This is a genomic window from Burkholderia metallica (assembly GCF_902832845.1).
GTDB lineage: Bacteria > Pseudomonadota > Gammaproteobacteria > Burkholderiales > Burkholderiaceae > Burkholderia > Burkholderia metallica.
Map to the genome: position 1 here is coordinate 515781 of NZ_CADFDB010000002.1, position 25744 is coordinate 541524.

Annotated in this window: 25 protein-coding genes; 7 read left to right on the forward strand and 18 right to left on the reverse strand. The window is 66.1% G+C overall.

The genetic code is table 11. The annotated features are described in order from the left end of the window. Positions 1 to 6: 6 nt before the first annotated feature. Positions 7 to 915 carry a LysR family transcriptional regulator gene (locus tag HWX08_RS09625; RefSeq protein WP_069258681.1) on the forward strand — a complete coding sequence of 303 codons (909 nt, stop codon included), beginning with the start codon at positions 7 to 9 and terminating at the stop codon, positions 913 to 915. Positions 916 to 987: 72 nt separating this feature from the next. On the opposite strand, the gene HWX08_RS09630 is transcribed toward HWX08_RS09625, so the two are convergent. From HWX08_RS09630 to HWX08_RS09645, 4 genes are all read right to left on the reverse strand, one after another. After that, positions 988 to 1884 (reverse strand): oxidoreductase, encoded by an 897-nt coding sequence (locus HWX08_RS09630; protein ID WP_174921422.1) that lies wholly within the window; start codon positions 1882 to 1884, stop codon positions 988 to 990. A gap of 98 nt (positions 1885 to 1982) precedes the next feature. Then, on the reverse strand, positions 1983 to 2597 hold the full coding sequence (locus HWX08_RS09635; protein ID WP_174921423.1) for an NIPSNAP family protein: 615 nt from the start codon (positions 2595 to 2597) through the stop codon (positions 1983 to 1985). Positions 2598 to 2924: 327 nt separating this feature from the next. Beyond that, positions 2925 to 3062 (reverse strand): hypothetical protein, encoded by a 138-nt coding sequence (locus HWX08_RS09640; RefSeq protein WP_174921424.1) that lies wholly within the window; start codon positions 3060 to 3062, stop codon positions 2925 to 2927. Between the two features lie 548 nt (positions 3063 to 3610). Next, the gene (locus tag HWX08_RS09645; RefSeq protein ID WP_069258684.1) at positions 3611 to 4117 is read right to left on the reverse strand and encodes a winged helix-turn-helix transcriptional regulator; all 507 of its coding nucleotides are present in this window, start codon (positions 4115 to 4117) and stop codon (positions 3611 to 3613) included. Positions 4118 to 4347: 230 nt separating this feature from the next. On the opposite strand from HWX08_RS09645, the gene HWX08_RS09650 reads away from it, so the two are divergent. From HWX08_RS09650 to HWX08_RS09665, 4 genes are all read left to right on the forward strand, one after another. Then, positions 4348 to 5442 carry an NmrA family NAD(P)-binding protein gene (locus tag HWX08_RS09650; RefSeq protein WP_174921425.1) on the forward strand — a complete coding sequence of 365 codons (1095 nt, stop codon included), beginning with the start codon at positions 4348 to 4350 and terminating at the stop codon, positions 5440 to 5442. Positions 5443 to 5512: 70 nt separating this feature from the next. After that, positions 5513 to 6145: a permease gene (locus tag HWX08_RS09655; protein WP_174921426.1), complete on the forward strand. Its 633-nt coding sequence runs from the start codon at positions 5513 to 5515 to the stop codon at positions 6143 to 6145. A gap of 483 nt (positions 6146 to 6628) precedes the next feature. Continuing rightward, positions 6629 to 8119, forward strand: coding sequence for an L-asparagine permease (gene ansP, locus HWX08_RS09660; protein WP_174921427.1), 1491 nt, complete (start codon positions 6629 to 6631; stop codon positions 8117 to 8119). A 572-nt stretch (positions 8120 to 8691) separates the two neighbouring features. Continuing rightward, on the forward strand, positions 8692 to 8925 hold the full coding sequence (locus HWX08_RS09665; RefSeq protein WP_006487081.1) for a hypothetical protein: 234 nt from the start codon (positions 8692 to 8694) through the stop codon (positions 8923 to 8925). A 94-nt stretch (positions 8926 to 9019) separates the two neighbouring features. On the opposite strand, the gene HWX08_RS09670 is transcribed toward HWX08_RS09665, so the two are convergent. From HWX08_RS09670 to rbsK, 10 genes are all read right to left on the reverse strand, one after another. Next, entirely contained in the window at positions 9020 to 9475 is a 456-nt protein-coding gene (locus HWX08_RS09670) for a hypothetical protein (protein ID WP_174921428.1), read from the reverse strand. A gap of 227 nt (positions 9476 to 9702) precedes the next feature. Next, the gene (locus HWX08_RS09675) at positions 9703 to 10260 is read right to left on the reverse strand and encodes an SLOG cluster 4 domain-containing protein (protein ID WP_244122694.1); all 558 of its coding nucleotides are present in this window, start codon (positions 10258 to 10260) and stop codon (positions 9703 to 9705) included. Between the two features lie 44 nt (positions 10261 to 10304). Beyond that, entirely contained in the window at positions 10305 to 11552 is a 1248-nt protein-coding gene (locus tag HWX08_RS09680) for an MFS transporter (protein WP_174921430.1), read from the reverse strand. 299 nt (positions 11553 to 11851) lie between these two features. Beyond that, complete coding sequence (locus HWX08_RS09685; RefSeq protein ID WP_069258692.1) at positions 11852 to 12181, reverse strand: H-NS histone family protein; 330 nt, start codon at positions 12179 to 12181, stop codon at positions 11852 to 11854. A gap of 327 nt (positions 12182 to 12508) precedes the next feature. Continuing rightward, positions 12509 to 13858, reverse strand: a complete 1350-nt coding sequence (locus tag HWX08_RS09690; RefSeq protein ID WP_174921431.1) for a reverse transcriptase family protein — start codon at positions 13856 to 13858, stop codon at positions 12509 to 12511. A gap of 358 nt (positions 13859 to 14216) precedes the next feature. Next, positions 14217 to 15179, reverse strand: a complete 963-nt coding sequence (locus HWX08_RS09695; RefSeq protein ID WP_174921432.1) for a dTDP-4-dehydrorhamnose reductase family protein — start codon at positions 15177 to 15179, stop codon at positions 14217 to 14219. A 333-nt stretch (positions 15180 to 15512) separates the two neighbouring features. Next, positions 15513 to 15926, reverse strand: coding sequence for a DoxX family protein (locus HWX08_RS09700; protein WP_174921433.1), 414 nt, complete (start codon positions 15924 to 15926; stop codon positions 15513 to 15515). A gap of 569 nt (positions 15927 to 16495) precedes the next feature. Beyond that, positions 16496 to 17440 (reverse strand): dihydrodipicolinate synthase family protein, encoded by a 945-nt coding sequence (locus HWX08_RS09705; RefSeq protein ID WP_174921434.1) that lies wholly within the window; start codon positions 17438 to 17440, stop codon positions 16496 to 16498. Positions 17441 to 17484: 44 nt separating this feature from the next. Continuing rightward, on the reverse strand, positions 17485 to 18804 hold the full coding sequence (locus HWX08_RS09710) for an MFS transporter (protein ID WP_174921435.1): 1320 nt from the start codon (positions 18802 to 18804) through the stop codon (positions 17485 to 17487). 60 nt (positions 18805 to 18864) lie between these two features. Then, positions 18865 to 19791: a ribokinase gene (gene rbsK, locus HWX08_RS09715; protein ID WP_174921436.1), complete on the reverse strand. Its 927-nt coding sequence runs from the start codon at positions 19789 to 19791 to the stop codon at positions 18865 to 18867. A 241-nt stretch (positions 19792 to 20032) separates the two neighbouring features. Here rbsK and HWX08_RS09720 point away from each other — a divergent pair, with 241 nt between their 5' ends. Further along, a complete protein-coding gene (locus HWX08_RS09720) occupies positions 20033 to 21121 on the forward strand; it encodes a LacI family DNA-binding transcriptional regulator (protein WP_174921437.1) in 1089 nt (362 codons plus the stop codon). Between the two features lie 37 nt (positions 21122 to 21158). Here HWX08_RS09720 and HWX08_RS09725 read toward each other — a convergent pair whose 3' ends face one another. The 4 genes from HWX08_RS09725 to HWX08_RS09740 form a co-directional block, all read right to left on the reverse strand. Next, entirely contained in the window at positions 21159 to 22163 is a 1005-nt protein-coding gene (locus HWX08_RS09725; RefSeq protein WP_069258700.1) for a lysozyme inhibitor LprI family protein, read from the reverse strand. A gap of 197 nt (positions 22164 to 22360) precedes the next feature. Then, positions 22361 to 22681, reverse strand: coding sequence for a CobW C-terminal domain-containing protein (locus HWX08_RS09730; RefSeq protein WP_244122693.1), 321 nt, complete (start codon positions 22679 to 22681; stop codon positions 22361 to 22363). A 49-nt stretch (positions 22682 to 22730) separates the two neighbouring features. After that, a complete protein-coding gene (locus tag HWX08_RS09735) occupies positions 22731 to 23852 on the reverse strand; it encodes a Fic family protein (protein WP_208454950.1) in 1122 nt (373 codons plus the stop codon). Between the two features lie 93 nt (positions 23853 to 23945). Next, positions 23946 to 24863 carry a LysR family transcriptional regulator gene (locus tag HWX08_RS09740; RefSeq protein ID WP_174921438.1) on the reverse strand — a complete coding sequence of 306 codons (918 nt, stop codon included), beginning with the start codon at positions 24861 to 24863 and terminating at the stop codon, positions 23946 to 23948. Positions 24864 to 24989: 126 nt separating this feature from the next. On the opposite strand from HWX08_RS09740, the gene HWX08_RS09745 reads away from it, so the two are divergent. Continuing rightward, positions 24990 to 25715, forward strand: coding sequence for a pirin family protein (locus tag HWX08_RS09745; RefSeq protein WP_174921439.1), 726 nt, complete (start codon positions 24990 to 24992; stop codon positions 25713 to 25715). The last annotated feature ends 29 nt before the right edge of the window (positions 25716 to 25744 follow it).

Consider the following 25744-nt stretch of genomic DNA (forward strand, 5'->3'; position numbering starts at 1 on the left):
AGGATCATGAGCGATACCCTGACCGACAGCCGGATCGTCTATTTCTACGAGGCCGTGCGCTGCGGCACGATCCGCGCCGCGGCCGACTGGCTCGACGTGGCGCCCTCGGCCGTGAGCCGCCAGATCGGGTTGCTGGAGAAGGAGCTCGACGCCACCCTGATGGAGCGCCACGCGCGCGGCGTGACGCCCACCGAGGCGGGCCGCTGCGTGATCGAGTATTTCCGCGAGCAGCTCGCGCACCGCGACGACCTGATCTCGCGCCTGCAGGAACTGCGCGGCCTCAAGACCGGCGAGGTCAGCCTGGTGCTCGGCGAGGGCTTCGTCTCGGACCTGCTGGCCGGGCCGATGCAGCAGTTCTGCCGGCAGTTCCCCGGGATCCGCGTCAACCTCGACGTGGGCAGCACCAATGACGTGATCCGCAAGATCTCGAACGACGAGGGCGAGATCGGCCTGGTGTACAACCCGCCCGCCGAGCCCAAGCTGGTGTCGCGTGCGTCGAAGCGGCAGCCGATGATGGCGATCGTCGGCCCCGACTTTCCGCGCCGCAGCCACAAGGTGCTGACCGTGCAGCAGCTCGCCACCTACCCGCTGGCGGCCACTCACCCGTCCTACGGCACGCGGCAGATGATGGAGGCGGTGGAATACGCCGAGCGCGTGCGGCTCACGCCGGTTGTCACCACCAATTCCTTTGCAATCCTGAAGGAGTTCGTGAAATCGGGACTCGGCATCTCGGTCATGCCGGCCTTCGCGGTGACGGCCGAACTGCAGGCCAGGGAGCTGTTCGCGATCGAGATCGCGCATCCGATTCTCGAGAACGCCGAAGCGCACATGGTCACGCGCGTGGGCCGCAAGCTCTCGGTGGCCGCCAACAAGATGCTGCAGATGATGACGGGGCAGATGCGGGCGTTTCGGTAGCGGGGCCTGCCGGGGCTTCCGTAGCGGTCTACTCGATACCGACTGGCCCGGTTTGCTGGGGGCAGGTCAGTGTCAGCCGGGCCCATCACTCGCGGCCGCCAGAAGCGGCACGACCAGATCGCTGATCGGCGTAGGGATGCGATGCAGTCGACCACGTCGTTGCACGATTCCATTTCGGCAATCCCATTCGAGCGGGCGGCCTGCCTGCCGGTCAGCGAGGATCGACGTGCCGAGGTCGGCCGGATAACGCTGGAATGCATCGACGATCTCTTGCGGAACCTCGTCGCCCAGCGTCGCGCCGTCGGCCCGGGCAACCTCAAGACACTCCCGGAGATAAGCAAGGGCCAGCGCGGCGATGTCGGCGCGGGAATACATGCCGGCGCGACGGCCCGCAAGAACCATTAAACCGGCGACCGCGTTCTGTAGCAGCTTGCGCCACGCGACGGACGTGAAATCGGCCGATACGTCGACCGAACACCGGGTGCCGCTCAATGCCGAAACGACAACGTTGCTCTCCGGCGTGTCCGGCAACGTAACGCGCGCGTTGCCACGAAGCCAGACCGAGGCGTCGGATTCGCGTTGGGCAGGAAACCATACCACCGAAGGCAGGACTGCGCTGGCGGGCACGTAAGGCGCGAAGAGCGCTTTCTGTTCAACGCCGTTCTGCAACACGCAGACCACAGTCCCGTTGCCGCACAACGCAGACAGCCACGGCGCCGCCGCCTCCACCTGCGTGGATTTCACGGCGACAAAGACCAGGTCGAACGTGCTTTCGACCTCAGCGGGATCGGTTCGCACGGGTCCCGGCACCGCGATGCGACCGCCGTCGAAGCGCAGTTCCAGGTGTTCGTGCGCCGAGCGGCCAAAAATGGCCGGTGTGCGGCCGACCTCATGGAGAGCCGCTGCCACGGTCGTGCCGATTGCCCCCGGCCCAACGAGGGCGATCGTTGGATTGTCTGTCATCGTCATTGTCGTCCCGGTAGTCTGTACGGGTTTGGAAGCTTGCAGGTGCATCCATCGATATTCGCCGGTGACGTGCGCTGGATCTGCACGTCACGCGCATGACTTCAGCACATGGGCGACCACGTTTCAGGCAGGCAAATCGTCGAGGTCGCCTGCTCGATCTGCTGCGGGCCGCCGTCAGGCGGCCATAACCCCTCGGCATAGTGACGTGCGCGTAACGCCATACGCTCCTCGAGGCTGGAGAATCCCCAGATGTGGGTGATGCGAGGCGGGCCGTCGAGTGCGTACATGTTCGCGACCAGATGCGATGTGTACGCTTTGGCCGGGCCGACGGCCTTCTCCCAGGCCGCGATGGTTGGCGCAATTCCACCGGCCTTCAACGCGTAGCGGCGAAACTCGTAGAATCTGCCCAATGTCGCGGGTTCGACTTCCGGCAAAAAAGGAAACAGCGCATAGCTTTCCATGTCTATCCGGATCCGCGGGTTCTCGGCATGAAACGGCCGCTGGTCCAGATAAGCCCGCTCACGTTCATGCTGGAGTTCGGACAGGGTCTCGAACTTGCGCAGGACGATGATTCGACCGAGCTCGCCAATCTCCGTGCGCCACGACCCAAGAACGATGCCCGTCGCGCTGGTATCGGACACCCAGCGGCGCGCACCGTCGGATACGGCGTCCTGTTCCAGAAGGGAGCACGAAAGCGTCGTGAGTTCGTACAGCATCTGAATCTCCTTTACGGTCCTGAAAGGTACATTCAAGTGTTGTCAGCACGCCCCGCCATCGCAGTTTGCCCGCTCGCGTGCTTCGCAGAGCGCGGCGGTGGTCGCTCGAGTTCAGTCCACTGACGTCGGCGCCGTGACAAGCTTTATGGCGCGGCGTGTGAGTGGGCATTTCGCCACCGCCCAGTCCATCGCGTCGGCGCCCGCAGGAATCCGCAGCGGACTCGCTGCATTGGTCGCCGCACGCCGCCCCGCTTCGGCGCCATCGTGCGAAGGCGTGATCGGGCCCGGCCCGCTCAATCCCGGCATGACGCTTTGCACCGGCGCGGTTCAGGCCTCATGCCCCTGCAAATGCGGCCGTCCATTTTCTGCGAAGCGGGTTTCGGGCACGCGCCCCGGCATCACAAGGTGCGCGTGCACGCCGAACTGCCCGGGTTCGAGCGCCATCGACTCGGTGAACGCGTTCACCGCCGCCTTGCTCGCCAGTATACGCAGAGACCGGAGGGCGTGCCCGCAGCGTGACGGCTTGTGTCATGTTGACGACGACGCCGGCCGGGCGCTCGCTGAACTGCGGTAGCACCGCCTGTGTTACCGCTATCAAGCCGCCAGGCCGCTCAGCCGCACGCCACGGCTTGAGCTTGCCGTCCGCTACGTCCTGAATCACCTAAATCGGGCCGGTTCTCGCCTTGGCGAGCGGTGGAATTCCTGGACTGGTTTACGTCGTCAGCCCGAGGGTCGTCCGGCATTCAATCGGACTGAGTGCACCAAGCGAGATCTTGATGACAGCCGAAGCGATTCATGCCGCGCCGCTGGCACCCAGCAGGGCGCTGATAACGTTGACGGTGCTGCAAAGTGCAACGGACATTCGCGCCGTAGCCGTGGGCCGGGATTCCTGTCGATGCAGATTCATGCCTCGAGAGGTTTGTCTCTCGTTTCGCCAGTGGGTGCAATAAGGCACGGGCGGGATGGTCCGATGACGGAGACGATATCTATCGCGGAAGATTTCGCTGTCCTGATCATGCTTTCTGGTGGCGGCGCTCGCGTTGCGACAAGCGCCAGCGGAGCAGATCGTCCGCCCCGGGGCCTTCCTTGATGACCACATCCGGGGCGCTGACCGGCTCACCTGTCTCTTGATCGACAAAGCTCCACCGTACCTCGGCCCCAGTCTTTCGATTCACGAACTTCATCGGCGGCGCCGATGCGCCGGAAACACCAAGGCTATCCCCTATCTCGGCGAGCACCGGCATCACTGGAGCGATCTGCCAGCCCTTTCGGGTCAACAGATATTCATATCGATCCGGATTGACCTGATAGCGTCGGCGCTCGACGAGACCATTGGCCTCCAGATGCTTGAGTCGATCGCTGAGCGTCGCATTGGTTATGCCCGAAGACTGGCGAAACTCGTCATATCGGCTGAGGCCGAGGACGAGATCGCGCAGGATCAGCAAACCCCACCGGTCGCCGATCACCGCCATGGCTCCAGCGATCGAGCACACCATTCCGTCAAAACCTTTCGAGCGCATGCGCTGTGTCCCTAGTAGTCCGACGATCTTCGCCGGGTGAATCTCATTATAAGAGTGGCGATGGCCACGCAGAACGATTCCGCCAGGCGCCGCCGGCTCCTCCTTATTCCGGGGAACTGGAAAGTACTTGCCGGGGCGGCCACTCACTCTTATTATAAGAGTGAGTGGCCGCCCCGATGCCCGGTGTTGCCGGTGCCGATGCCCGTTCAATCAAACTTGAGGAATTGACCATGACCTCCTACGCCACTTCCCGGATTTTCGTCGTTGGCGGCACGGGCGCGCAGGGCCTGCCCGTCGTCAGCGCGCTCGTCGCCGATGGCAAATATTCTGTTCGGGCTTTGAGCCGGAATCCGGATTCCCGGCGGGCCAAGGCGTTGCTCGCACTCGGCAACGTATCCATCCTGAAAGGCACCTTCGCCGACGAAGCCGTCCTGCGAGAAGGCTTCCGCGGCTGCGACGGCGCATACATCAATCTCGACGGGTTCAACACCGGAGAGAAAACGGAGATCTACTGGGCGATCCGATGCTACGAAATCGCGCTGGAAGAAGGCATCAAGTTCTTCGTGTACGGCAACCTCGACTACGCACTCAAGAAAGCCGGCTACGACTCCCGTTTCCGCGCCGGCCACTATGACGGCAAAGGCCGCATCGGCGAATGGATCCTGTTCCAGAACCAGACGAACGGGGACCGCATGGGCGCGGCCGTGTTCACCACGGGGCCGTACATGGAGATGGCGATTTCGGGCATGACGCCAATGATGCCGCTCGTGGAGGACGGCGTGCTGACCTGGCGCGTGCCGCTCGGCAACGGCTCGGTGCCCCACGTCGCATTGGACGATTGCGGCTATTACGCCCGCTGGCTGTTCGACCATCCCGAGCGCTCGAACGGCATGGATCTCGAAGTTGCGATCGAGCAGGTCGAGTACCACAAACTAGCCGAGGCGTTCGAGCAGGTGACCGGGCACCCGGCCCGCTATATCGACACGGATCTGGAGACGTACTGGAACGGCCCGCTCAAGATGGCCGCGAGCCTGCCTGCCGGATACAACGCGGATCCGAACGACAAGAGCACGATGAGCTTTCGAGAAAATTTCACCGGGTTCTGGAACATCTGGAAGCACGGTGTGATCCAGCGTGACTACGCACTGCTCGACGAAATCCATCCGAACCGTATCCGGACCGTCGAACAGTGGCTCCGTCGCGAAGACGAGCGCGGCCGGCAGCAAGGCAAGGGAAGCCTATGGGAACGTGTGCAGCCGGAAAACCTGTTCAACTCGACGCCGCTTCTGAAGCTCTCCGAAGACGGTAGAAAGGGCGAACTGTAACGCTCCGGCATCGCTTCTGTAAGGTGCTTGAAGCGAATCTACCATTTAGTTTTACTAACGGATGTTTACGATGAATCAGATAGCTGAAGGCGGAAAAGGCGGCGGGCCGCGCGTTTTGCTGGCGGTACTGATCGTCTGGGGATTGGCTGTTGCCGCCGCTGCCGAAGCGGGCGTCTATCGTGCTGTCTACCCGCTGTCGCTCGCGGGCCTCATCGCTTTGGGAATCGTGGCGCCGGTCGTTGTATACGCACTGTCCAGCGCGTTTCGCGCATACATCGAGACCATCGGGTTGCGGACGCTGACCGCATTCCACATCTGGCGCATCGGGGCCGCGCTGGTCTTCTTCTGGTACGGGGCGCATGACCTCCTGCCGGAGGCCTTCGTGCGGAACGCGGGATGGGGCGACCTCATCGCAGGATTGCTGGCCCTCGGCGTCACGCTGCTGCCGAAGACGCGCAACCGGTATCTGGTCTTCCACCTGTTCGGGTTTGCCGATTTCGTCGTGGCAGTGGGTACCGGGTTGACCTACTTCCTGCTCAACGATCCCCGCATGTCCGGCATCCAGACGCTGCCGATGGCCTTGATCCCGTTCTATGGCGTCGGAATTTCGGGGGCGAGCCACATCATGACGTTCGACCTGCTGCGTCGCCGTTCAGGCCTGTCTAACGCCCCCAGGTACGCGTGCGATCGGCGATGTCCGTGATCGTAGACCACACTAAAGTCGTCACCGTTTGCGAAGTAAAAGTGTCGCTTCGCCGGCCGGCATCGATCGTGAAACGGAAAGCTGTCGCAAACTCGTGGGCTTGAGTGTCGCGCGACAAACTCGTCACCTGGTCCCGGCGCTGCGAAGACAGGTGGCAACCTGCCGGGGACGCCGTCGCACCGTCGGTAATCACCGTCATCCTTTCCGCGGAACCCGCGTTTGAACGGGCAATCGGAACAAAGTGATAGGGCTCCTTCCTTCCCTATGCAGGGATTCGAACAGGCTTAGTCCAAATTTGCATGCTATTTGTGAGCGGAATAACGGCTGAATACTGTCGTCTCCGACCGTGCCTCTCGCCGCCATCGGCGAGCTGCGACCAGGAAGCCCGACGCGCGCTCGTGCGCCGTGGTTGCAGGTGCCGGTGGGTCCCGATCGCCACCCGATCGGGATGAACGCGATCCCGCAATGCAAGAGGGTGCAGCCATGGCATCGATCCCCGAACCGTCGCCGACCGGCGATACCAACAAACGCAGCTGGCTCGAATCCCACGAGGCCGGCTATCACAAGACGCTCGGCAATCGACAGGTCCAGATGATCGCGATTGGCGGGGCGATCGGCACGGGGCTCTTTCTCGGAGCCGGCGCGCGACTGCAGATGGCCGGGCCGTCGCTCGCTATCGTCTACCTGGTGTGCGGCGTGTTTTCGTTCCTGATCCTGCGTGCGCTCGGCGAGCTGGTGATGCACCGGCCGAGCAGCGGCAGCTTCGTGTCGTACGCGCGCGAATTCCTCGGCGAGAAAGCGTCGTTCGTCGCGGGCTGGATGTATTTCCTGAACTGGGCGATGACCGGCATCGTCGACATCACCGCTGTCGCGCTCTACATGCATTACTGGACGCCGTTTGCGGGGATTCCGCAATGGATCTTCGCGTTGATCGCGCTGTGCATCGTCGCCACGATGAATCTGATCGGCGTGAAGTGGTTCGCCGAAATGGAGTTCTGGTTTGCGCTGATCAAGGTCGCTGCGATCGTGCTGTTTCTCGGCATCGGCTCCGTGATCCTGGGCACCGGCGGACACGTCGCGGGCCATGACACGGGCATGCACCTGATCACCGACAACGGCGGCTTTTTCCCGCATGGACTGATGCCCGCACTCGTGCTGGTGCAGGGCGTGGTGTTCGCGTTCGCGGGCGTCGAACTGGTCGGCACGGCCGCCGGCGAATGCAAGGATGCACGCAAGGTGCTGCCGCGAGCGATCAACAGCGTGATTTGGCGCATCGCGATCTTCTACGTCGCATCGGTCGTCCTGCTCGTCTGCCTGCTGCCCTGGAGCGCGTACAAGGCGGGGCAAAGCCCGTTCGTCACGTTCTTCGGCGCGCTCGGCGTTCCCGGTATTGGTTCGATGATGAACCTGGTGGTATTGACGGCGGCGCTGTCGAGTCTCAACTCGGGGCTGTATTCAACCGGGCGCGTACTGCGTTCGCTGTCGATGGGCGGCTCTGCGCCCGCGTTCCTCGGGCGGATGAGCGCGCAATCCGTGCCGTACGCGGGCATTCTCGTGACGGTCGCAATCTACGTGATCGGGGTTCTGCTCAACTATCTCGTACCGTCGAGCGTGTTCGAAATCGTGCTGAATATCGCATCGCTCGGCATCATCAGCACGTGGGGGTTCATCGTCGTCTGCCAGATGAAATTCCGTGCGGCCGTCAAGCGCGGCGACGTGGACGACGTGTCGTTCAGGATGCCCGGCGCGCCGCTGACGTCGTGGCTGACCCTGCTGTTCCTGCTCGGCGTGCTGATCCTGATGGCATTCGACTACCCGAACGGCACGTGGACGATTGCGTCGATTCCGCTGGTCGCGCTGTTGCTCGTCGCCGGCTGGACCTGGCTGAGCGGCCGCGCGCGCCGCGCGTTGCTCAAGCCGACGATTCCGTCGGTCACGCTCACGCAGAACGTCCTCGAAAAGGGCGACAGCTAAGCCATGCGACGCCCGACAAGCGGGTGGCGGCCGACGCAGCGGTGGCGGCCACCCGCCCCGTTCGGGGAAATCCCGTCACGCCGACCGACCGTATGACGGCGGTCGACGCCGCTCGGCCCATAGCTGCGCGAACGCATGGATCTGGAACTGACGCCCCCGAGCTGCCGTCGCAGCGCACAGCCGCGGTCACGCGCTGTACGACATCCGGGTTTGAGCGAGCAATCAGGCTATAGCGGCAAGGTTCACTATCTCGCTGTCGCGTCGACCCCGACGCTAGGAACGGCGCACGACAGCGAATGGCGGTTCAGCGGCGACGAGAATGACTCTTAGCGACCCAGAACGGCCCTTCAGATTTATCCAAAGCGGCCAATCGTTGCGACCTGCGGCGGGATTTTATAGCCACGCTCGATGAGTATCTTGGCCTCGGCGCGACTGCGGAATCATTCCCGATTAAATCGCTTCTCCCGCAGCGTGCCGTTGGAACCTTCAACGGAGTCGTTCTGCCAAGGGCGGCAAGAACGGACACAGCGTGTACGATCTGGTCTTCAAGAAAACCATCCAAGGAGAGAGGAATGAATCCGGAACAGGCCCGAGCCGAAGAAACCGAGGCGATGGAGCGCATGGTGGCCGCCACGCTGCGCGTGCAGAGTACGTTCGCCTCGATGCAGAAGCAATTTCCGCCGCAAGGCAGCGGCGAGCCTTCGCCGTTCGCGCTGCAAACCTTTGATGCCGCCCTGCAGGAACTTGAAGACGCACAGGCCGCGTTCGATGCGCTGCTGAACGATCTGATCGACGGTAACCGCTAAAGGCTACGCCCTTATCCGCACCGATTGTCGACGATCTAAAAAGCTGTTCGAACGGCCGTTCGTAGCCGAATCGAGCCCGATGAACTCGCTTCGGCTAGGACCTGTGCTGCATATCACAGAGAAGCGCCGACGCCTCCAGCTCGCGACGAACTTTCCGCAGAAAGCGAATGTTCCGAATGCTCCACCCGAATACAGCTATCATCACTACCGCGATTATCGACAGAGTTAGTGACTGGTCCCAAAAGCCGCGCACTGTCGCGCAAAAAACCAGGATGCTCCACACGCAAAAGAAAATTGCCCCACCTTCGGGCTCGCACACGATCTCACCGTTCTTATGATCACGCCACCCGATCAAAGTCTGCCAGTTTCCGGTCTCTTTGAGATAGGCGGTAATCGTCATTCCGGATTCGATACGGGGTGCGCCGGGTGCGGCTACGGAGTACTCCTTACGGCCTGCATTTTCGAAACCGAATAGAGTGACCTGCTTGCGGTTCTGCGACGTCTGTACGACACCAAAAACGCGATCCAGTCGCACCGTTTCAAGAGGCATGGCAGTGTTCCCTGTCTTCAGTCTTTTTGCACTCCGCAAGCTGCTTTGGCACGAGAAAGAAGATCATTCACCGCGGTAATTGTGTACTCCTATTGCAGCCGAGATAGCACGGAGCCCCTCGTGCCCGGCCGAGAAATCGGTCAATGCGGTCCTACCGACTATCCGACGACTCGATTCCTCGTGAATCGCACGTGTAGTGCAAACGCACGGTGCCGCCGCCGCGTGATCTATCGCAGCGCCTGCGCCGGCTCCACTACAAACGCATCCTCGACGAACCGGATCACGTCGTCGAGCGACGACGTGCACGCGGCCCCCGCCGCCAGCTCGCGAAACGCGCCGTCCGGCCCGAAGCAGACGAGCGGCTTGCGGCAGCGCTGCGCGAGCGCAATTTCCTCGGCCGTGCCGTGGCCGCCCGGCAGCGCGACGATCAGGTCGCTGCTCAGCACGTTCACGTAGTTGCGGTTGAGCGTGTCCGGCGCGGCGTCCGGCTCGCGGCGCGGCAGCGGCGTGAGGATCGGGATGTCGACGAACGGATGCGGATAGCCGTCGAGCGGCACGAAACCCGCGACCGGATCGGCCTGCGTCGGCAGGATGCCGATCGACCGGCCCGCGCGCCCCGGCACGCCCGCGAACGCGCGCGCGACCGCCAGCATCACGCCCTGCCCGCCGCCCGTGAGCAGGTTGAAACCGGCCTGCGCGAGCCACGCGCCGAGCGGCTCCGAAAACGCGGGCCACGGCTCCTTGCCGGAGCCCATCACACCGATCGTCCTGTTCCTGTGTTGCATCGTGGTTTCCGGTGAAGTCGTCGGGTTGCGCGCGAGCGCCGCGCTCATTCGAGCTCGACGCCCTTGAGCTCGGGAATCAGGAACAGCGTCGCGACCATGTCGAGCACGTAGAGGCCGGCGAGCAGCGCAATGGCCGCCTGGAATGAGTAGTGCGCGGCCAGCGCGCCGACCGCGACCGGGCCGAAGCCGCCGACCGCGCGGCCGATATTCCACAGCACGTTCTGCGCGGTGGCGCGCGCGGCCGTCGGATAGCCTTCCGACATCAGCGTGCCGTAGCCGCCGACCATCCCGTTGACGAACATGCCCATCAGCGCGCCGGCCCACAGCATCGCGGTCGGGTCCGACAGCCGCGCATACGCGATGACCGTCACGACAGCGCCGAACTGGTACAGCAGGAACGTCGGCTTGCGCCCGATGCGGTCGGCCAGTTGCCCGAACACCCAGACGCCGATCATCATCCCGACGACGGTTGCCGCCGTCCACAACCCCGACTTCGTCAACGAGAAGCCCATCTGTTTCGACAGGAAGGTCGGCAGCCAGATCATGATCCCGTAGTAGCCGAAATTCTGGACCGAGCACAGGATCGCGATGCCGAGGCTCGTGCGTGCGGTGCGGCCGTCCGCGACGAGCAGGCGGAAGGCATTGGCTGTCGGCTGCGCCGCCCGCTGCACGAACGCTTCCGGCTCGTGCAGCTTGTTGCGCATCGCCCATGCGAGCAGCGCGGGCAGCACGCCGACCACGAACATCCCGCGCCAGCCGATGTGCAGCAGCAGGAACGGCGTCGACAGTGCGGCCAGCAGCACGCCGGCCTGCCAGCCGAGCGCGACGTAGCACGACACGCGGGCGCGCTTGCTCGCCGGCCACGCTTCCGCCGCGAGCGCCATGCCGATCCCGAACTCGCCGCCCAGCCCGATGCCCGCGATGGTGCGGTACACGAGCAGATCCGCGAAGCCCTGCGCGAACGCGCACAGCCCGGTGAAGATCGCGAACAGCAGGATCGTCCAGGTCAGCACGCGCACGCGCCCGTAACGGTCGCTCAGCGCACCGAACACGATGCCGCCCGCGACGGCGCCGATCAGCGTCCACGTGACCAGCGCGCCGCCCTGCCCGGGCGTCAGGTGCAGCGCCGCCGTGATTGCCGGCAGCATGAAGCCGAGGATCAGCAGGTCGAAGCCGTCCATCGCATAGCCGATCGCCGATCCGGCCAGCGCTTTCCACGCATACGCGCCGACCTGCTCCACGCACGGGGCCGACGGGCCGCCGAGCGCCGAAGATTTCATGTTTGCTGCCATGGTGTCCTGCCACGATTGTCCGGCGACATTTTAAGGCCTGTGCCGGTGCGCGAAAGGCCGGCCGGCCAGCCGCCGGCGCGGGTGCGCGTGCGTGCCGGCATCCGCTTGCGGGACGGCAACGCGGGAACCAGCGGGCAATGAACGGGAGGGGAAAGCGGTGAACCGGTGTCGGCGGCAAGGCCGATGATGTCGCGCTTAGGCCGGACACCGGATGAAACGCGACGGACTGGCGGGGTGTTGCAGCCCGGTCCGCTTGCGCGAACCGGACGGCGCCGGGCGGCCCGGCGGCCCGGCCGGCATCAGCCCTGGTCGTCTCCGGGCCACCAGGTCTTGGCCTCGCGGTCGACGACGAGCGTGTCGAGATCCTTGCCTTCGAGCCATTTCGGCCGCGGGCCGCGGCCCGACCAGGAACGGCCGGTCGTCGGATCGTAATACTTGGCCGGCGCCTTGCGTTTTCGCTGAACGATATAGCCCAGCGCGCTCAGCACTTCCTGCTGCGAAATTCCCAAAAGCTCGACCTGTTCCTTGAATGCCGCGAGCGCGGCCTGCTTCTCCTTCTGCTTCGCATCCGACAGCTTGATATTCAGGTCCCGAAGTTGTGCTTCGAGTTCCTGCAGGGCCTGGGTCATGTATTCATCCTCTTTGGGCATGTTTTCGCAAAAAGCTCCGATGGCGGAACCTACCACGAAGTTCCGCCGATAGGGGCTGGCAAATATATGAATCGTTTGCCCGAGCCGGCATGGCTTGCGCAATACGCACTAAACGACGTCGCGCGTCAATCAATGACGGACAGGAGCGGGCCGGCAACGCGCAGCCCGCCCGGTGCGAAGGCGCGGCGAACGGCTGCGGCAAACAAGCGCCGCCCCTGGCACGGGCGCGGCATGGCGCGAATGATAGCAGTGCTCGGCGTCGTATTGCAGAAGTCGACGGCCCGCGTCGATGCGACCCCGGAACGCTTACCGGCCGGTGTCGGACGCGTCCCACGCGATCCGGTCGAACAGCGCGCGCAGCCTCGCGCCGCGCGCCGCGTTCAGCGCGGCCGCATGCGCGACGCGTCCGGCGAGATGCGCACGGAAGTCCGGATGCGCATCGCGATTCTGCGACGCCGGGCCGCACCGGATGCAGTTGGTCAGGATGGCCTTCAGGAGATCGAACTCATCGCGCGCCAGGTTCGGGTGACGATTGACGACCACGCCGGCCAGTTGCTGGCGCACGCCGCGCCGCATCACGCGCGTCTTGCGCAGTTGCAGCGCGAAGCCTTCCTCGAGCGCGATCGCGGCAACCCGCACCTGCAGCCGCTCGACGTCGCGCGTCAGCGCACCGTCGCCGGAAAACGCGAGATCGTCGGCATAGCGCGTGTAGGTTGCCCCGAGCGAACGCGCGAGCGCGGCGAGCCGCAGGTCGAACCGGAACGCGCTCAGGTTCGCCAGCGCCGGCGACGTCGGCGCGCCCTGCGGCAGATGCCGCTCGCGATACCGCTGGCGGCCGATCCAGTCGAACCGGTCGCGCAGGTCCGGCGCGAGCAGCCGCGCGGACGGCACGCGGTTGGTACACAGGCCGGTGAGCGTGCGCGCGACTTCGGCCGGATACCCGAGCGTGACGAACAGCGCATGCACGCGTGCAGCGCGTATCGATACGAAGAAATCCGCGAGATCGAAACGGACGACGACGTCGCGATCCGCATGCGGCGCCGCGAACGACACGATGCCATGCCCCTTGCGAAAGCCGTGTACCGCACCGTGCGGCGCGATGCGATCGAGCAGCCCGTGCAGGATGCGGCGCTGCGCTTCGCGCAGCCGGCCTTTCGGAATTTCGACGAGGCGGCTGCCGCCGCTGCGCTTGTCGTGCGCGACGTACGTGTAGTGATGCAGCGGCGTGGCGCTGCTGCGCGCGCCGACGCGCCAGTGGTCGGACAGCCAGTCGAGTTCGGGCGCGCTCACGCCGAGCCAGCCGGCAAGGTCGCCGGGCGTCGCCCACTGCGGCACGTCGCAGCCGGCGAGCGGCGCCGGTAGCGGCCGCTGGACGGGCGGGCGCCGCACGACGCGGATCACGGTCGGCCGATCCTCGCGATACCAGGCGCGCACGAACGCGGCCGCGTCGGCCAGAACCGCCGCAAGCGCGTCGATGTCGACGTCGTCCCAGTTTGCGCCGAAGCGGGCGAGCGCGGCGTCCGCACATTCGTGCGCCCACGGCTTCGCGTCGCCGAGTACAGCGGCCATACGCGCGATGACGCCGCCGCGCTCGGGCGGCCCGGCGAGCATCGCCTCGGCAATCGTGCGGGTGGTATCGCGCAGGGATGAATGCATGGAGAAAGATGGGCGGGACGATGAGCCAACGTGACCGGTACTGCGAGGGGTGGCGTTACGCAACGCGCAACCCGGCCCCTTGCGACGCATCGGGGTGTCGATCTGACCCACGGGGTAGCCCCGTAGTCCCGGAACATCGGCTGCCTGTTCCGGGCGTGTGCTTGACCCACCGGCCCGCGATGCGACTTTAATGGGCGCGAATGCGGCGTGTCAAACTGGGCGGCGATCCGGCGCCGGCGCGGCGCGCCGGCCTGATGGTCCGCGAAGCGCGATCGCGCGTGCCGGCCACACAGGCCGCACAGGCCACGCGGGCGACACGAGTAGCACGGTCAACACAGGCCGCGATTTGCGCCCGGTCCTAAAGCCCCTGCGGCGCATCGCGCAGCACGGCACGCAGCGCGCTGTCGAACGGCGTCGCGTGATCGATCCCGGCCGCACGCAAGCGCGATGCATCCAGATGGCAATCGTACGGACGCGGCGTCGCGTCGGTCGGCTGGTCGATCCGCGTGAGCTTGGCTTCGATGCCGAGCGCGACCGCGATCCGCTGCGCGATGTCGTACTTCGTCATCGGTTCTTCACCCGACCAGTGGCGAAGGCCCGTGATCGACGCGCCCTCGAGATGCCGCAGCGTCAGGTCGCGGATGACCTCCGCGACGTCCGGCGTATACGTCGGGTAGCGGATCGCCCATGCGTCCATGCCGACCGCGTCGGCGCCCGGCTGCGCGGACGCGACGATCGCCGGCACGAGGCTCGTGACGGCCGATTCGCTCCAGTCGACGATCGGGCCGTAGAGCAGCGGCAGGCGCAGCACGCACGACAGCGGCGACGCGGCGAGGAGCGCCGCCTCGCCCTCCAGCTTCGTGCGACCGTAGATGTTCAGCGGAATCGGCGCGTCGTCCTCGCGGTACGGGGCCACGTTGCCGTCGAAGACGTAGTCGGTGGAGATGCCGAGCGTCCACGCGCCGTGGCGCGCGGCGAGCGCGCCGATGCGGGCCGGCGCGGTGACGTTGATCGCGCGTGCGCCGGCAGGATCGCGTTCGCAGACGTCCGGGCGGCGCTCGGCCGCACAGACGATCACGGCGGCCGGGCGGCGGGTGGCGAACAAGTGGTCGAGGGCCGGCTCGTCGAGGACGTCGAGTTCGGCGATGTTCTCCGGGGGCAGCGCGATGCGTTTTGCGCCTGCGCGTTGCGGGTTGCGGATCGTCGCGACGAGATTCAACGATTCGCGGGCCAGCGACGCGGCAACCGCGCGGCCGAGGAGGCCGGCGGCGCCGATGAGGAGAACGGTCGGGTGATCGGTGGACGTGGTCGGGTTCGGCATGGGGGGCAATTCGGGTGACTGAGGGGCGCGCGAAGTCGCAAGCGACGTTCGGGCGACGGTCGTGCGGAGCATAGCCGAGTATGACAGCCGGCAGACCGTCCTGGCAGATCGAGGCTCCCCCACGCGACAAACGTTCGTCACGTTCGCCGGCCTGCGAACGGTGCCCGACACGGCGCACGCCGTCCGTCGGGCTGCCGGCGTCGGTACAACTCGTGGCCACGCCGGTACACGCGATGCCCAGCGCCGCCCCACCTTGGCCCTCGCCAGAAAAGCAAAACCCGGTGCACTTTCGCGCACCGGGCCCGTTACATCGGCAAGAAACGCCGCCCCCTGTTACTTCCGGTCGAGCGAGTAGCGGCCCGGCCCGGTCAGCGCGAGCAACAGCAGCCCGCCGATGATGCTCACGTTCTTGTAGAAGTTGATCATCGCCATGTACTGGTCCATCCCCTGCAGCGCCCAGTAGCGATGGCCGATCAACGCGGTCGCGAGCGTATAGGCGGCGAACACCAGTGCGAGCGGACGCGTATAGAAGCCGATCGCGATCAGCAGGCCGCCGGCCAGCTCGACCGCCACCGCGATCGCGGCCGCCAGCTCGGGCGCCGGGTTGCCCGTCGACGCCATGTACGCGACCGTGCCCGAAAAGCCGTTCAGCTTCTGCCAGCCGAACAGCACGAACAGGATCATCATCAGCACGCGAGCCGCCAGCAGCAGCTCGTTTTTCTTCGATTCCAGCGAAACGTAACGCATGACACTCACCCTTGAATTGACGGTTTGATGCATCCGGTGCCGATACGCGCCGCATCGGCGCGCCAGGTCGGCAACGAACCACTCCTCGCGCAATCGGATGGCAGGCCGGCTGGCCCACCGCCGAAGAATCCGTCCGGTCGCGCCTTTCGTGGCGCGCTTCGGTTCGGTTCTGGCGAAGCACGGATGCAAGTCTACTGTCTCCCGCAGGATCATCAATCAGTCAGAACATGATTCGCTGTCTCGATTAAGTTGACAATCGGAGCCGGCTGGTCAGTGCAGCGGCCTGGCTGCGACAGGCGGCTTAGCCGCCTTCGACAGCATTGAAAACCCCGATGGATTCGCCGCATCGCACGTTCGGCCCGAACGCCGCGCCGGGTTCACATCATCCGGGGCATGGCCGATACACTCCTGGCGCCGCTTGTCGCAACGCATCGCGACGAGCAGACCGTGCTTGCAGCCGCCGCGCGCCGCCACTACGCGGTCCCGACGAACCCGCGCGAAAGCGGTCATTCGTCCAGCACGCCCCCCACCCCGCGCGGCAAACCTCGAACGGCGCACCGCATCCCCCGTTACGCAGCGATCCGTCGACGGAAATGTTCGGTCCCGGCCACGATCTTGTCGAGCACCGCATCGAGCGCCCAGAACCGTTCACGCACGTCGTAGTCGATCGCGCGGCAACGAATCGACGCGAAGGTGCCGATTCGCTGGTGATAGAGCTTCGCGAGCGCCGGATACCCGAGCGCCTCCGACACCGCCGAAACGACGAGGAACGTCGAGAGCTCGTCGGCCAGCGCCGGATTCTTATCCCCTTGCGTGCGCAACCACTGGTACAGGTCCGGATGAAAGTTGGTGAACACGCCGTTGAAGCCGGCGGAACCCGCCTTCATCGCTTCCCGGGCAATCGCGGCGTTCGCGTTGAGGATCTTCAGCGGGGAGCCCTCGGCGAGCGCGACCCGCCGCTTCACCGTCTCCAGGTCGCAGCTCACGTCCTTGAGCATCACGAAGCGACCCGTGTCGATGCACGCACGCAGTTCGTCATCCGAAAGAAGCCGCCGGTAAGGCGCCGGACACTCGTACAGCCCGAGCGGCAGATCCGACGGCAATCGCGCGAGCAGCCGGTGAAGATGGTCGAGCAACGCGGCGCTGCCCTTGCGCTGCGGATCGAGCCGGTTGGTCACGAGCACGACGCCCTGCGCGCCCGATTCGGCCGCCGCGCACAGCTCGTCGACCTGCGCGTCGAGATCGTCGCTGATGTGCCCGGACGCGACGACGGGCACGCGCCCGGCCACCCGTTCGACCACGAAACGCGCAAGTTCCGCGCGTTCGGCCAGATTCAGGAACTGCATCTCGCTCGACTGCGCGACCGCGAACAACGCGTCGGCGCCGTGTGCCAGATACCATTCGATGAGCCGCTCGAGCCCGGCGTAGTCGATCGCGCCGGCGTCGTCGAACGGCGTCAGCATCACCGGGACGATGCCCTCGATGGTCACGTTCGATTGCTGCGGGTGTTGCATCTGTTTCTCCTTGCTTCAGTGAATGCGGCGCGCATACTGCGTGCTCAGGCCGGCAACGGCCCGGGCGCGGCGTTCGCGGCCTGCTCGGGAATCGGCTTGCGCACCAGCAGCAGGTACGCGATCGCGCCCGCGAACGCGATCGCCGCGGCCGTCAGCAGCGCCGGCACGAACGACCACTTCTGCGCAATGATGCCCGTCAGGATCGGCGCGAGCGCGCCGCCGATGAAACCGCCGAAATTCTGGATCGCGCCGAGCGACGCGATGCGGCTCGGCGGCGCGGCCGCCGTCGCGAGCGCCCACGAGCAGGCCGACGCCGCGTTGGCGAGAAAGATCACGACCGAAATGCAGGCGAGCGCGACCGTGTTGCTCTGCACGAGCGCGGCGGGAATCGTGAACGCGACCATCCCGAGCATCGCGACCACCACCGCATTGCGCCGGCTCACGACCGGCGAACGGCTGCGGCGCGTGACCAGATCCGACAACCAGCCGGCCAGCAGCGACCCGACGAATCCGCACAGGAACGGCACCGACGCGGCGAAGCCGGTGCGGATCAGGCTCATGTGCCGCTCCATCGTCAGGTAGCCCGGCAGCCAGGTCAGGTACACCCAGTTCAGGTAGACGGAACCGAAATAGCCGATCAGCATCCCCCAGGTCGTGCCGTGCGAGAACAGGCCGCGCCATTCGGCGAACGTCAGCTTCGGCGCCGCGACCGTGCTTTGCGCATCGGCGTCGAGATAATCGCGCTCGGCGGCAGTCAGTTGCGCGCGCACCGGATCGCGGTACAGCGCGAACCAGACGACGGCGACGACGAGACCGGCTGCGCCCGTCGCGATGAACGCCCAGCGCCAGTCGAACGACGCGACGAGGACCGACAGCAGCAACGGCGCGAGCGCGGTGCCGAGCGGCGACGCCGCGTTGAAGATCCCGGTCGGCGTGCCGCGCGCGCGCAGCGGAAACCAGTTGCTCACCACCCGCGCGGCCGACGGGAACTGCGGTGCCTCGCCGATGCCGAGCACGATGCGCGCGACGATGAACCAGCCGAACGTCGACACGATGCCGCCCGCCGCCTGCGCGAACGACCACACGATCAAGCCGATCCCGAGCAGCCGGCGCGGCCCGATGCGGTCGACCAGCCCGCCGACCGGAAACTGGCACAACGCATAGCTCCACGAAAAGGCCGACAACAGCAGCCCCATCTGGGCGAGCGACAGGCCGAGATCGCCGCGGATCGCCGAGCTTGCGACGGCCAGCGTGCCGCGATCGAGGTAGTTGACGATCCCGCTCACCATCAACAGCGCGAGCGCGATACGTTGTCCGCGCCGGATACGTGGCGGTGCGGGCGGAACGGTCGGGGTTTCGTTCATTGCGGTTGTCTCCATGTCACTGGTGTCGGCCGGTTCCGGCCTGTCCGTCTGATGCGGAATTCAGGATTCCACGCGCGCCACTTCGTCGCGCGTCGGGATCGAGGTCTGCGCGCCGTAGCGCGTCACGCTGATCGCGGCGGCGCGCTGGCCGAAGTCGATCGCGTCGTTCATCGATGCGCCGCCCGCGCGGGCGGCCGCGAACCCGCCGACGAACGTGTCGCCGGCCGCGGTCGTATCGACTGCGACCACCGGCATCGCCCGCAGACGGCCGTTGCCCGCACCGCCGCGCCAGCACACGCCGCGCGCGCCGAGTGTGACCAGCACGTTGCCCACGCCCTTCGCGCGCAGCGCCTCGGCGGCACGCACGGCGGACGCGTCGTCGCCGACGGCGATGCCGGTCAGCGACTCGGCTTCGGTTTCGTTGACGACGAGGTAGTCGACCCGTGCCAGCAGCGCGTCGAACAGCGGCTGCGCGGGCGCGGGATTGAGCAGCACCGGCGTGTGGTGCGCGGATGCACAGGCAATGGCGCGCGCGACCGTCGTCACCGGCACTTCGAGCTGGCACACCAGCATCGTGGCCCCGGCGATCGCTTCGCGCGCCACGTCGATCCGGTCGGCATCGAGCCGCGCATTCGCACCGGGCACGACAACGATGCTATTCGCGCCGCCTTCGTCGACCGTGATCGTGGCCACCCCGGTCGCCGCACCGCCGATTCGGTCGAGATGCGTCAGGTCGATGCCCTCTGCCGCCAGCGCGTCGTGCAGGCGCGCGCCGAACGCGTCGTCGCCGACACAGCCGATCATCGCGACCGACGCGCCCAGGCGCGCGGCCGCGACCGCCTGGTTCGCCCCCTTGCCGCCGTGAACGGTCTGGAAATCCGTGCCGAGCAGCGTCTCGCCCGGCACCGGCAGGCGCGGCGCGCGCGTGACGAGGTCGATGTTCACGCTGCCGACGACGGCGATACGAGGTGGGTAGGCGTTGCTCATTTCCGAATGTAACCGCTTACATTTTCGATCGACAAAACGGCCGGAGCGACCGTCGTCGATACAAATTTCACGATATGGATAGAATGCAGGACTGACATAATATGGACGCACGTCAAGATAGCGCTTACATTCTCACAGGGTCTCGCGAGAATGCAAGCGGTGCCACCATGAATCGAGGGTAAACAATGACGCATTTGACCACGCGTGGCGCCGCCACCGCCGCCACGCCGGGAGCCGGCCGATGAGCAGCACGCCTCCGTCACGCGGCGGCGCGCCCCGCGCGCGCCGCGGCAGCGGCCGCTCGGTGCTCGGCGATGTCGCGAAACTGGCCGGCGTGTCGACCGCGACCGTCTCGCGCGTGTACAACGATCCCGGCAAGGTGTCGGCCGACGTGCAGCAGCGCGTGCACGACGCGGCGCGCACGCTGAACTGGATTCCGAACGCGGCCGGGCGTGCGCTCGCGTCCACGCGCACCCACATCACCGGCGCGATCATTCCGACGCTCGACGACCAGGTGTTCGCATCGCAGGTCGCGGGCATGCAGACGGTCATGGCCGAGCACGGCATCACGCTGTTCCTCGGCTGCTCGAACTACGATCCCGCGCAGGCGCTGGCCCAGGTGCGCGCGATGCTGTCGCGCGGCGTGGAAGCCGTGTCGCTGGTCGGCGAAGCGTATCCGCCGGAACTGTTCGAACTGCTTGCGATGCACCGCGTGCCGTACGTCGTCACGTATGCATATCGCGACGACAGCCCGCACTGCTGCATCGGCTTCGACAACCGCGCGGCGTTCGCGCGGCTCACCACTCACCTGCTCGACCTCGGCCATCGCGATTTCGCGATCATCATGCAGCCGTCGGCGGACAACGACCGCGTGCAGGCCCGCCTGCGCGGCATTCACGACACGCTGGCCGCGCACGGGCTCGCGGTACGCCCTGTCCATCAGCACGAAGGCGCGGGCACGATCGCGTTCGGGCGGGCGAGCCTGCGCGCGATCGTCGGCAGCGACGCAGCAACGCGACCGACGGCCGTGATCTGCGGCAACGATGCGCTCGCGCTGGGCGCGTTGCTCGAGGCGCAGGCGCTCGGCATCGACGTGCCCGCACAATTGTCGATCACGGGGTTCGACGATATCGCACTCGCACGCGAGATCCAGCCGCCGTTGACGACGATGTGGGTCGACACCGACGCGATCGGGCGCCAGGCCGCTCAGACCTTGCTCGACGCACTCGAAAACGGCGCAACGGGGCCCGGTCATGCGGTGCAGCCGGAGTTGCGCACGCGGGAATCGGTTGCGGCGCCGGCGCAGGCGCGCGCAGCGCGAAAGAAATGAAGGTGCGCCGGGCGGCTTCAGCCGCCCGGCCCGCCCGTCACTGCATCACGTCGACCGGCAGCGTCTTGTCGAGATTGTCATGCCACGCCAGGATGGTCTTCGGCACGCGCTTCTTCCACGCCGGCACGTTCGTGTAATAGCGCATCCGGACGTTGCTCTGCGCGTCGAACACGAGCACACCGATCCACAGATCGCTACCGCGGTGCATCACGATCGCGGCATTCGTCGTCGCGATACCGCGCACCCAGTACGAATTCACACGCGCGTTGAGCCCGTCGAGATCCTTCTCGTCGGCGCTGTAATTGACGATGTCGACGAGCGTCTGATAATCCGCGCCGAGCAGCTTGTGCGCGGCCGCATTCTGCGTCGCGTCATCAACGACCTTGAGGCTCAGCAGGTCGGCCGCCGGCTTCGCCTGGAACTGCGCCGCGGTCACATACTCGCCGCCGTAGAACACGCCCGAGCCGGCACCGCAATCGACATCCGCGCCGTGCTGCGTGACGCGGATGCGCGCGCCCTTCCGTTCGAAATCGAGCCGGCACGTGTCCTTGCGATAGGTGCCGCTTTCGCCGTGCAGCACGATGTCGCCGTCGAGCCCGCCGGTGTTCGCGCCGTTGTTGCCGCTGAGTTCGAAATGCAGGCGCGGCGGCGAGCCCGTGAAGGTCAGCGCGCCGCCGAACGACGGGTTGTCGTTCGTCAAGTACCACGTCTGCTGCCAGCGATCGGCAGCCAGCGGCTTGCCGTTCAGGCTCGCGAGGCGTTCGCGGTAGCGGTCGCCCAGGCACGATGCGTCGGCGTCGCACCGGTCGCGCTGCTTGAGCCACTTCAACTGCGCGGCCTTCAGCGCGGCCGTATCGCCGCCTTTTGCGAGCGCCTGCTTCCACGCCGCCGTGAGGTCGCCGTCGAGCTTCGACAGCGCGGCATCTGCGCAAATGGCCTTCTCGGTTGGTGAAGCGGCTTTCGTGCAGTCGAAGCCGGCCGCATGCGTGGCGAGCGGCAGCAGTGCCAGCCACGCGGCGGACGCGATGGATCGCAGATGCATGTGTGATGCATCACGTGCGGGAGTCGCGGCTTGCCCGCGCGCATTCGATCGATTCGGGATGGTCATCGGCTTGGATCGTCGCTGGATCGCGCGCCTGTAGAAGCTACCTGCACGCGGCATTCGAGGTAAAAACGCCCGGCCCGGCACGTGGCGCATGCCGTTGCTCGCCGAAGCCTAACCTGAATGCGCGACGTCGATCAATCGACGTTCGATGCAGGCGCAACCGTCGAGGTTGCCACGCTGCATCGCACGATGCCGTCACGCAATGCGGCTTCCACGGCGGCACCGATGAACCCCATCCCGCCGTCTCCTTCGTGCGCGGCCCGCCCTTCGTCTTCCATCGACGAGAACCGGATGCGCCGCGCGGCGACCTGACAGACGCGCGTAGCGACCGTGCCGTGCGCATCGGCCACGCGCACGATGCCCTTCGCACGCAGAATCGTGCGCGGCAACGCCTTCAGCCGCGCCTTGTCGAGCACGTCCGGCGTGGCAACGGTGACGCTCGCGAACGCCGGCATCGCGTCGTGTCCGATCGCCCGCGGTACGAACGCGCAAACTCGGCCGGCATCAGCCGTCGATCGCCATCAACTCGTAACTCGTGCTCCGCCCGCCGGACGACGAGCGACGCAGCACGCCGTGCTCGACGAGTTCGGTGATGTCCCGCAGCGCGGTATCTTGCGAGCACTTCGCCAGCGCTGCCCACTTGGTGGTCGTCAGCCTCCCCTCGAAGCCGTCGAGCAGGCGATTCATGACCTTGACCTGGCGTTCGTTCATCGCGAAGCCCGCACAGCGCTGCCAGAAGCGCGCCTTGACCAGCACCGCGTCGAGTGTCACGTGCGCGTGATCGATGGCCCTGCCGAGCGCGGTCAGGAACCATGCGAGCCATTCCGTGACGTCGAGCGAACCGCGCTGCGTACGCTCCAGCACGTCGTAGTACGCGTTGCGCTCGCGCTGGATTTGCGCCGACAGGCTATAGAAGCGCTGCGGACTGCGGTCGGCGCGCGCGAGGACCAGATCCCCGAGCGCGCGCGCAATCCGGCCGTTGCCATCGTCGAATGGATGAAGCGTGACGAACCACAGGTGCGCCAGGCCGGCGCGGATCAGCAAGGGCTCGGCCGGTGGGCCATTGAGCCACGTGAGAAAACGCGCGATCTCGCTGGCGACGCGCACGGCGGGCGGCGCCTCGAAATGCACGCGCTGCCGGCCGATCGGACCGGACACGACCTGCATCGGCCCGGTGGCATCCGTGCGCCAGCCGCCGACCGTGATCCGCGACATCCCCGAGTAGCCGGTCGGAAACAGCGCCGCATGCCATCCGAACAGCCGGGCGTCCGTGACCGGCGCCGCCGCATGGGCCGTCGCGTCCAGCACCATGTCGACCACGCCCTCGACGTGACGATCGACCGGCGCCAGCGCACCGATATCGACCCCGAGCCGGCGAGCGATCGACGACCGGACCGATGCCACGTTCAGGTTTTCGCCCTCGATCGCGCTGGTCTTGACGACGTCCTCCGTCAGCGCGGCCAGGCTGGCCTCGTCGCGCAACGCCAGGCCGACATCCGCCAGCCGCCCGGCCAGCATGCCTTGCGCACGGCTGACGTCGGCGAGTGGCGTCGCCAGTGCAGCGACGTCGAAGCGCCAGGCAGGCCAGTCGGCCGACTCCCAGATGTAGGTGTAATCTCCGCTCATGATGCGGAGATTATCCCACCGATTCCCCGCATGACTCAATATTCTCCGCAAATTATGCGGAGAATAGCACCGTCATTCGCCGCACACCGCCCGCTACCGCCGGCTGCCTGCCCCGCCTTGCTCCGCCGGCCCCCCCTCCCCCAACCGTTCCGCAAGAAACCCGATGAACGTGCGCAGCGTGACGAACCCTTCCCGATGCTGCGGGAACACCGCATTGAGCGTGATCGGCGACGGCGCGTACGCGTCGAGCACCGGCACGAGCGCGCCGCTGTCGAGCGCCGCGCCGACGATGAAGTGCGGCAGCAGCGCGATGCCGAGCCCCGCGATCGCCGCGTCGCGCACCACTTCGCCGTTGTTCGCGACGAGCGGCCCCTGCACGTCGAACGTGCGCGCCGCGCCGTCGACGCGGAATTCCCAGCCCACGCGCCGCTCGCGCCCGTACAGCACGCACGTATGGCCGGCGAGGTCGGCCGGCGTCGCGGGCGTGCCGTGCCGCTTCAGATAGGCGGGGCTCGCGCACGCGATCATCCGCCATGCGCCGAGCGGGCGCGCGATCAACGTCGAATCCTCGAGCGAGCCGATCCGCAGCACCAGATCGAAACCCTCGCCGATCACGTCGACACGCCGGTCGGTCAGGTCGAGGTTCAGCCGCACGGCCGGATGCGCGGACAGGAATTCGGCGACCAGCGGCGACACGTGCGTGATCCCGAACGACAGCGGCGCGCTGATCTTCAGCGACCCGTGCAGCTCGGTGCTGCGCACCGACATCGCCTGCTCGGCGTCGGCGATCTCGGCCAGGATCCGCTGCGCGCGCACATAAAACTCCTGCCCCGATTCGGTCACCGCGAGGTTGCGCGTGTTCCGGTGCAACAGCCGCACGCCGAGCGACGCCTCCAGCGCCATCGTGCGCCGGCTGACGAACTGCTTGGACAGCATCAATTGATCGGCCGCCGCCGTGAAGCTGCCCGCATCGACCGTCGCGACGAAGATCCTCAGATCGTTGAGTTCCATATTGTCCACTCCATAGCGACAGTCATTATCTCTACAGCCATTTATTTGTCAAATCGATTGACCTAAGATTCATCTCAACGAACGGCCGGGCCCACTTCCGAGGTCCGGCGTCTTGAGGAAAAAATCATGATCGAAGTCCGTGCAGCAAACCAACGTGGCCGTGCGGAGCATGGCTGGCTCAGTTCCCGTCATACGTTTTCGTTCGCGAATTACTACGATCCGAAGCAAGTCGGCTTCTCCGACCTGCTGGTGATCAACGACGACCGCGTCGCACCGGGCCGCGGCTTCGGCACGCACCCGCACCGCGACATGGAGATCCTGTCGTACGTGCTCGACGGCGCGCTGGAACACAAGGATTCGATGGGCACCGGTTCGGTGATCGTGCCGGGCGACGTGCAGTTGATGAGCGCGGGCACCGGCGTACGCCACAGCGAGTTCAACCACTCGCCGGAAACGCCGGTCCACTTCCTGCAGATCTGGGTCGGGCCGGCCGAGAAAGGTGCCGAGCCGCGCTATCAGCAGACGAATGTCGCGGCCGACGACAAGCGCGGCAAGCTCGCACTCGTCGTATCGCCGAACGGCGACGCCGGTTCGCTGAAGATCCGGCAGGACACCCGGATTTACGCGGGCCTGTTCGACGGGGCCGAAAGCGCGACACTGGCACTTGATCCGGGCCGCTTCGCTTACGTGCATGTGGCGCGCGGCAGCGTGACGGTCAACGGCGTGACGCTCGGCGAAGGCGACGGCGCGCGCATCCGGGGCGAACAGGCGCTGACGTTCGCCGACGGGAAGGATGCCGAAGTGCTGGTGTTCGACCTGCGTCCGGTCGAAGTAACGGCCGAGTGGGCATAAAACCCGTTCGGGAAACCGGGCTCCGCTGA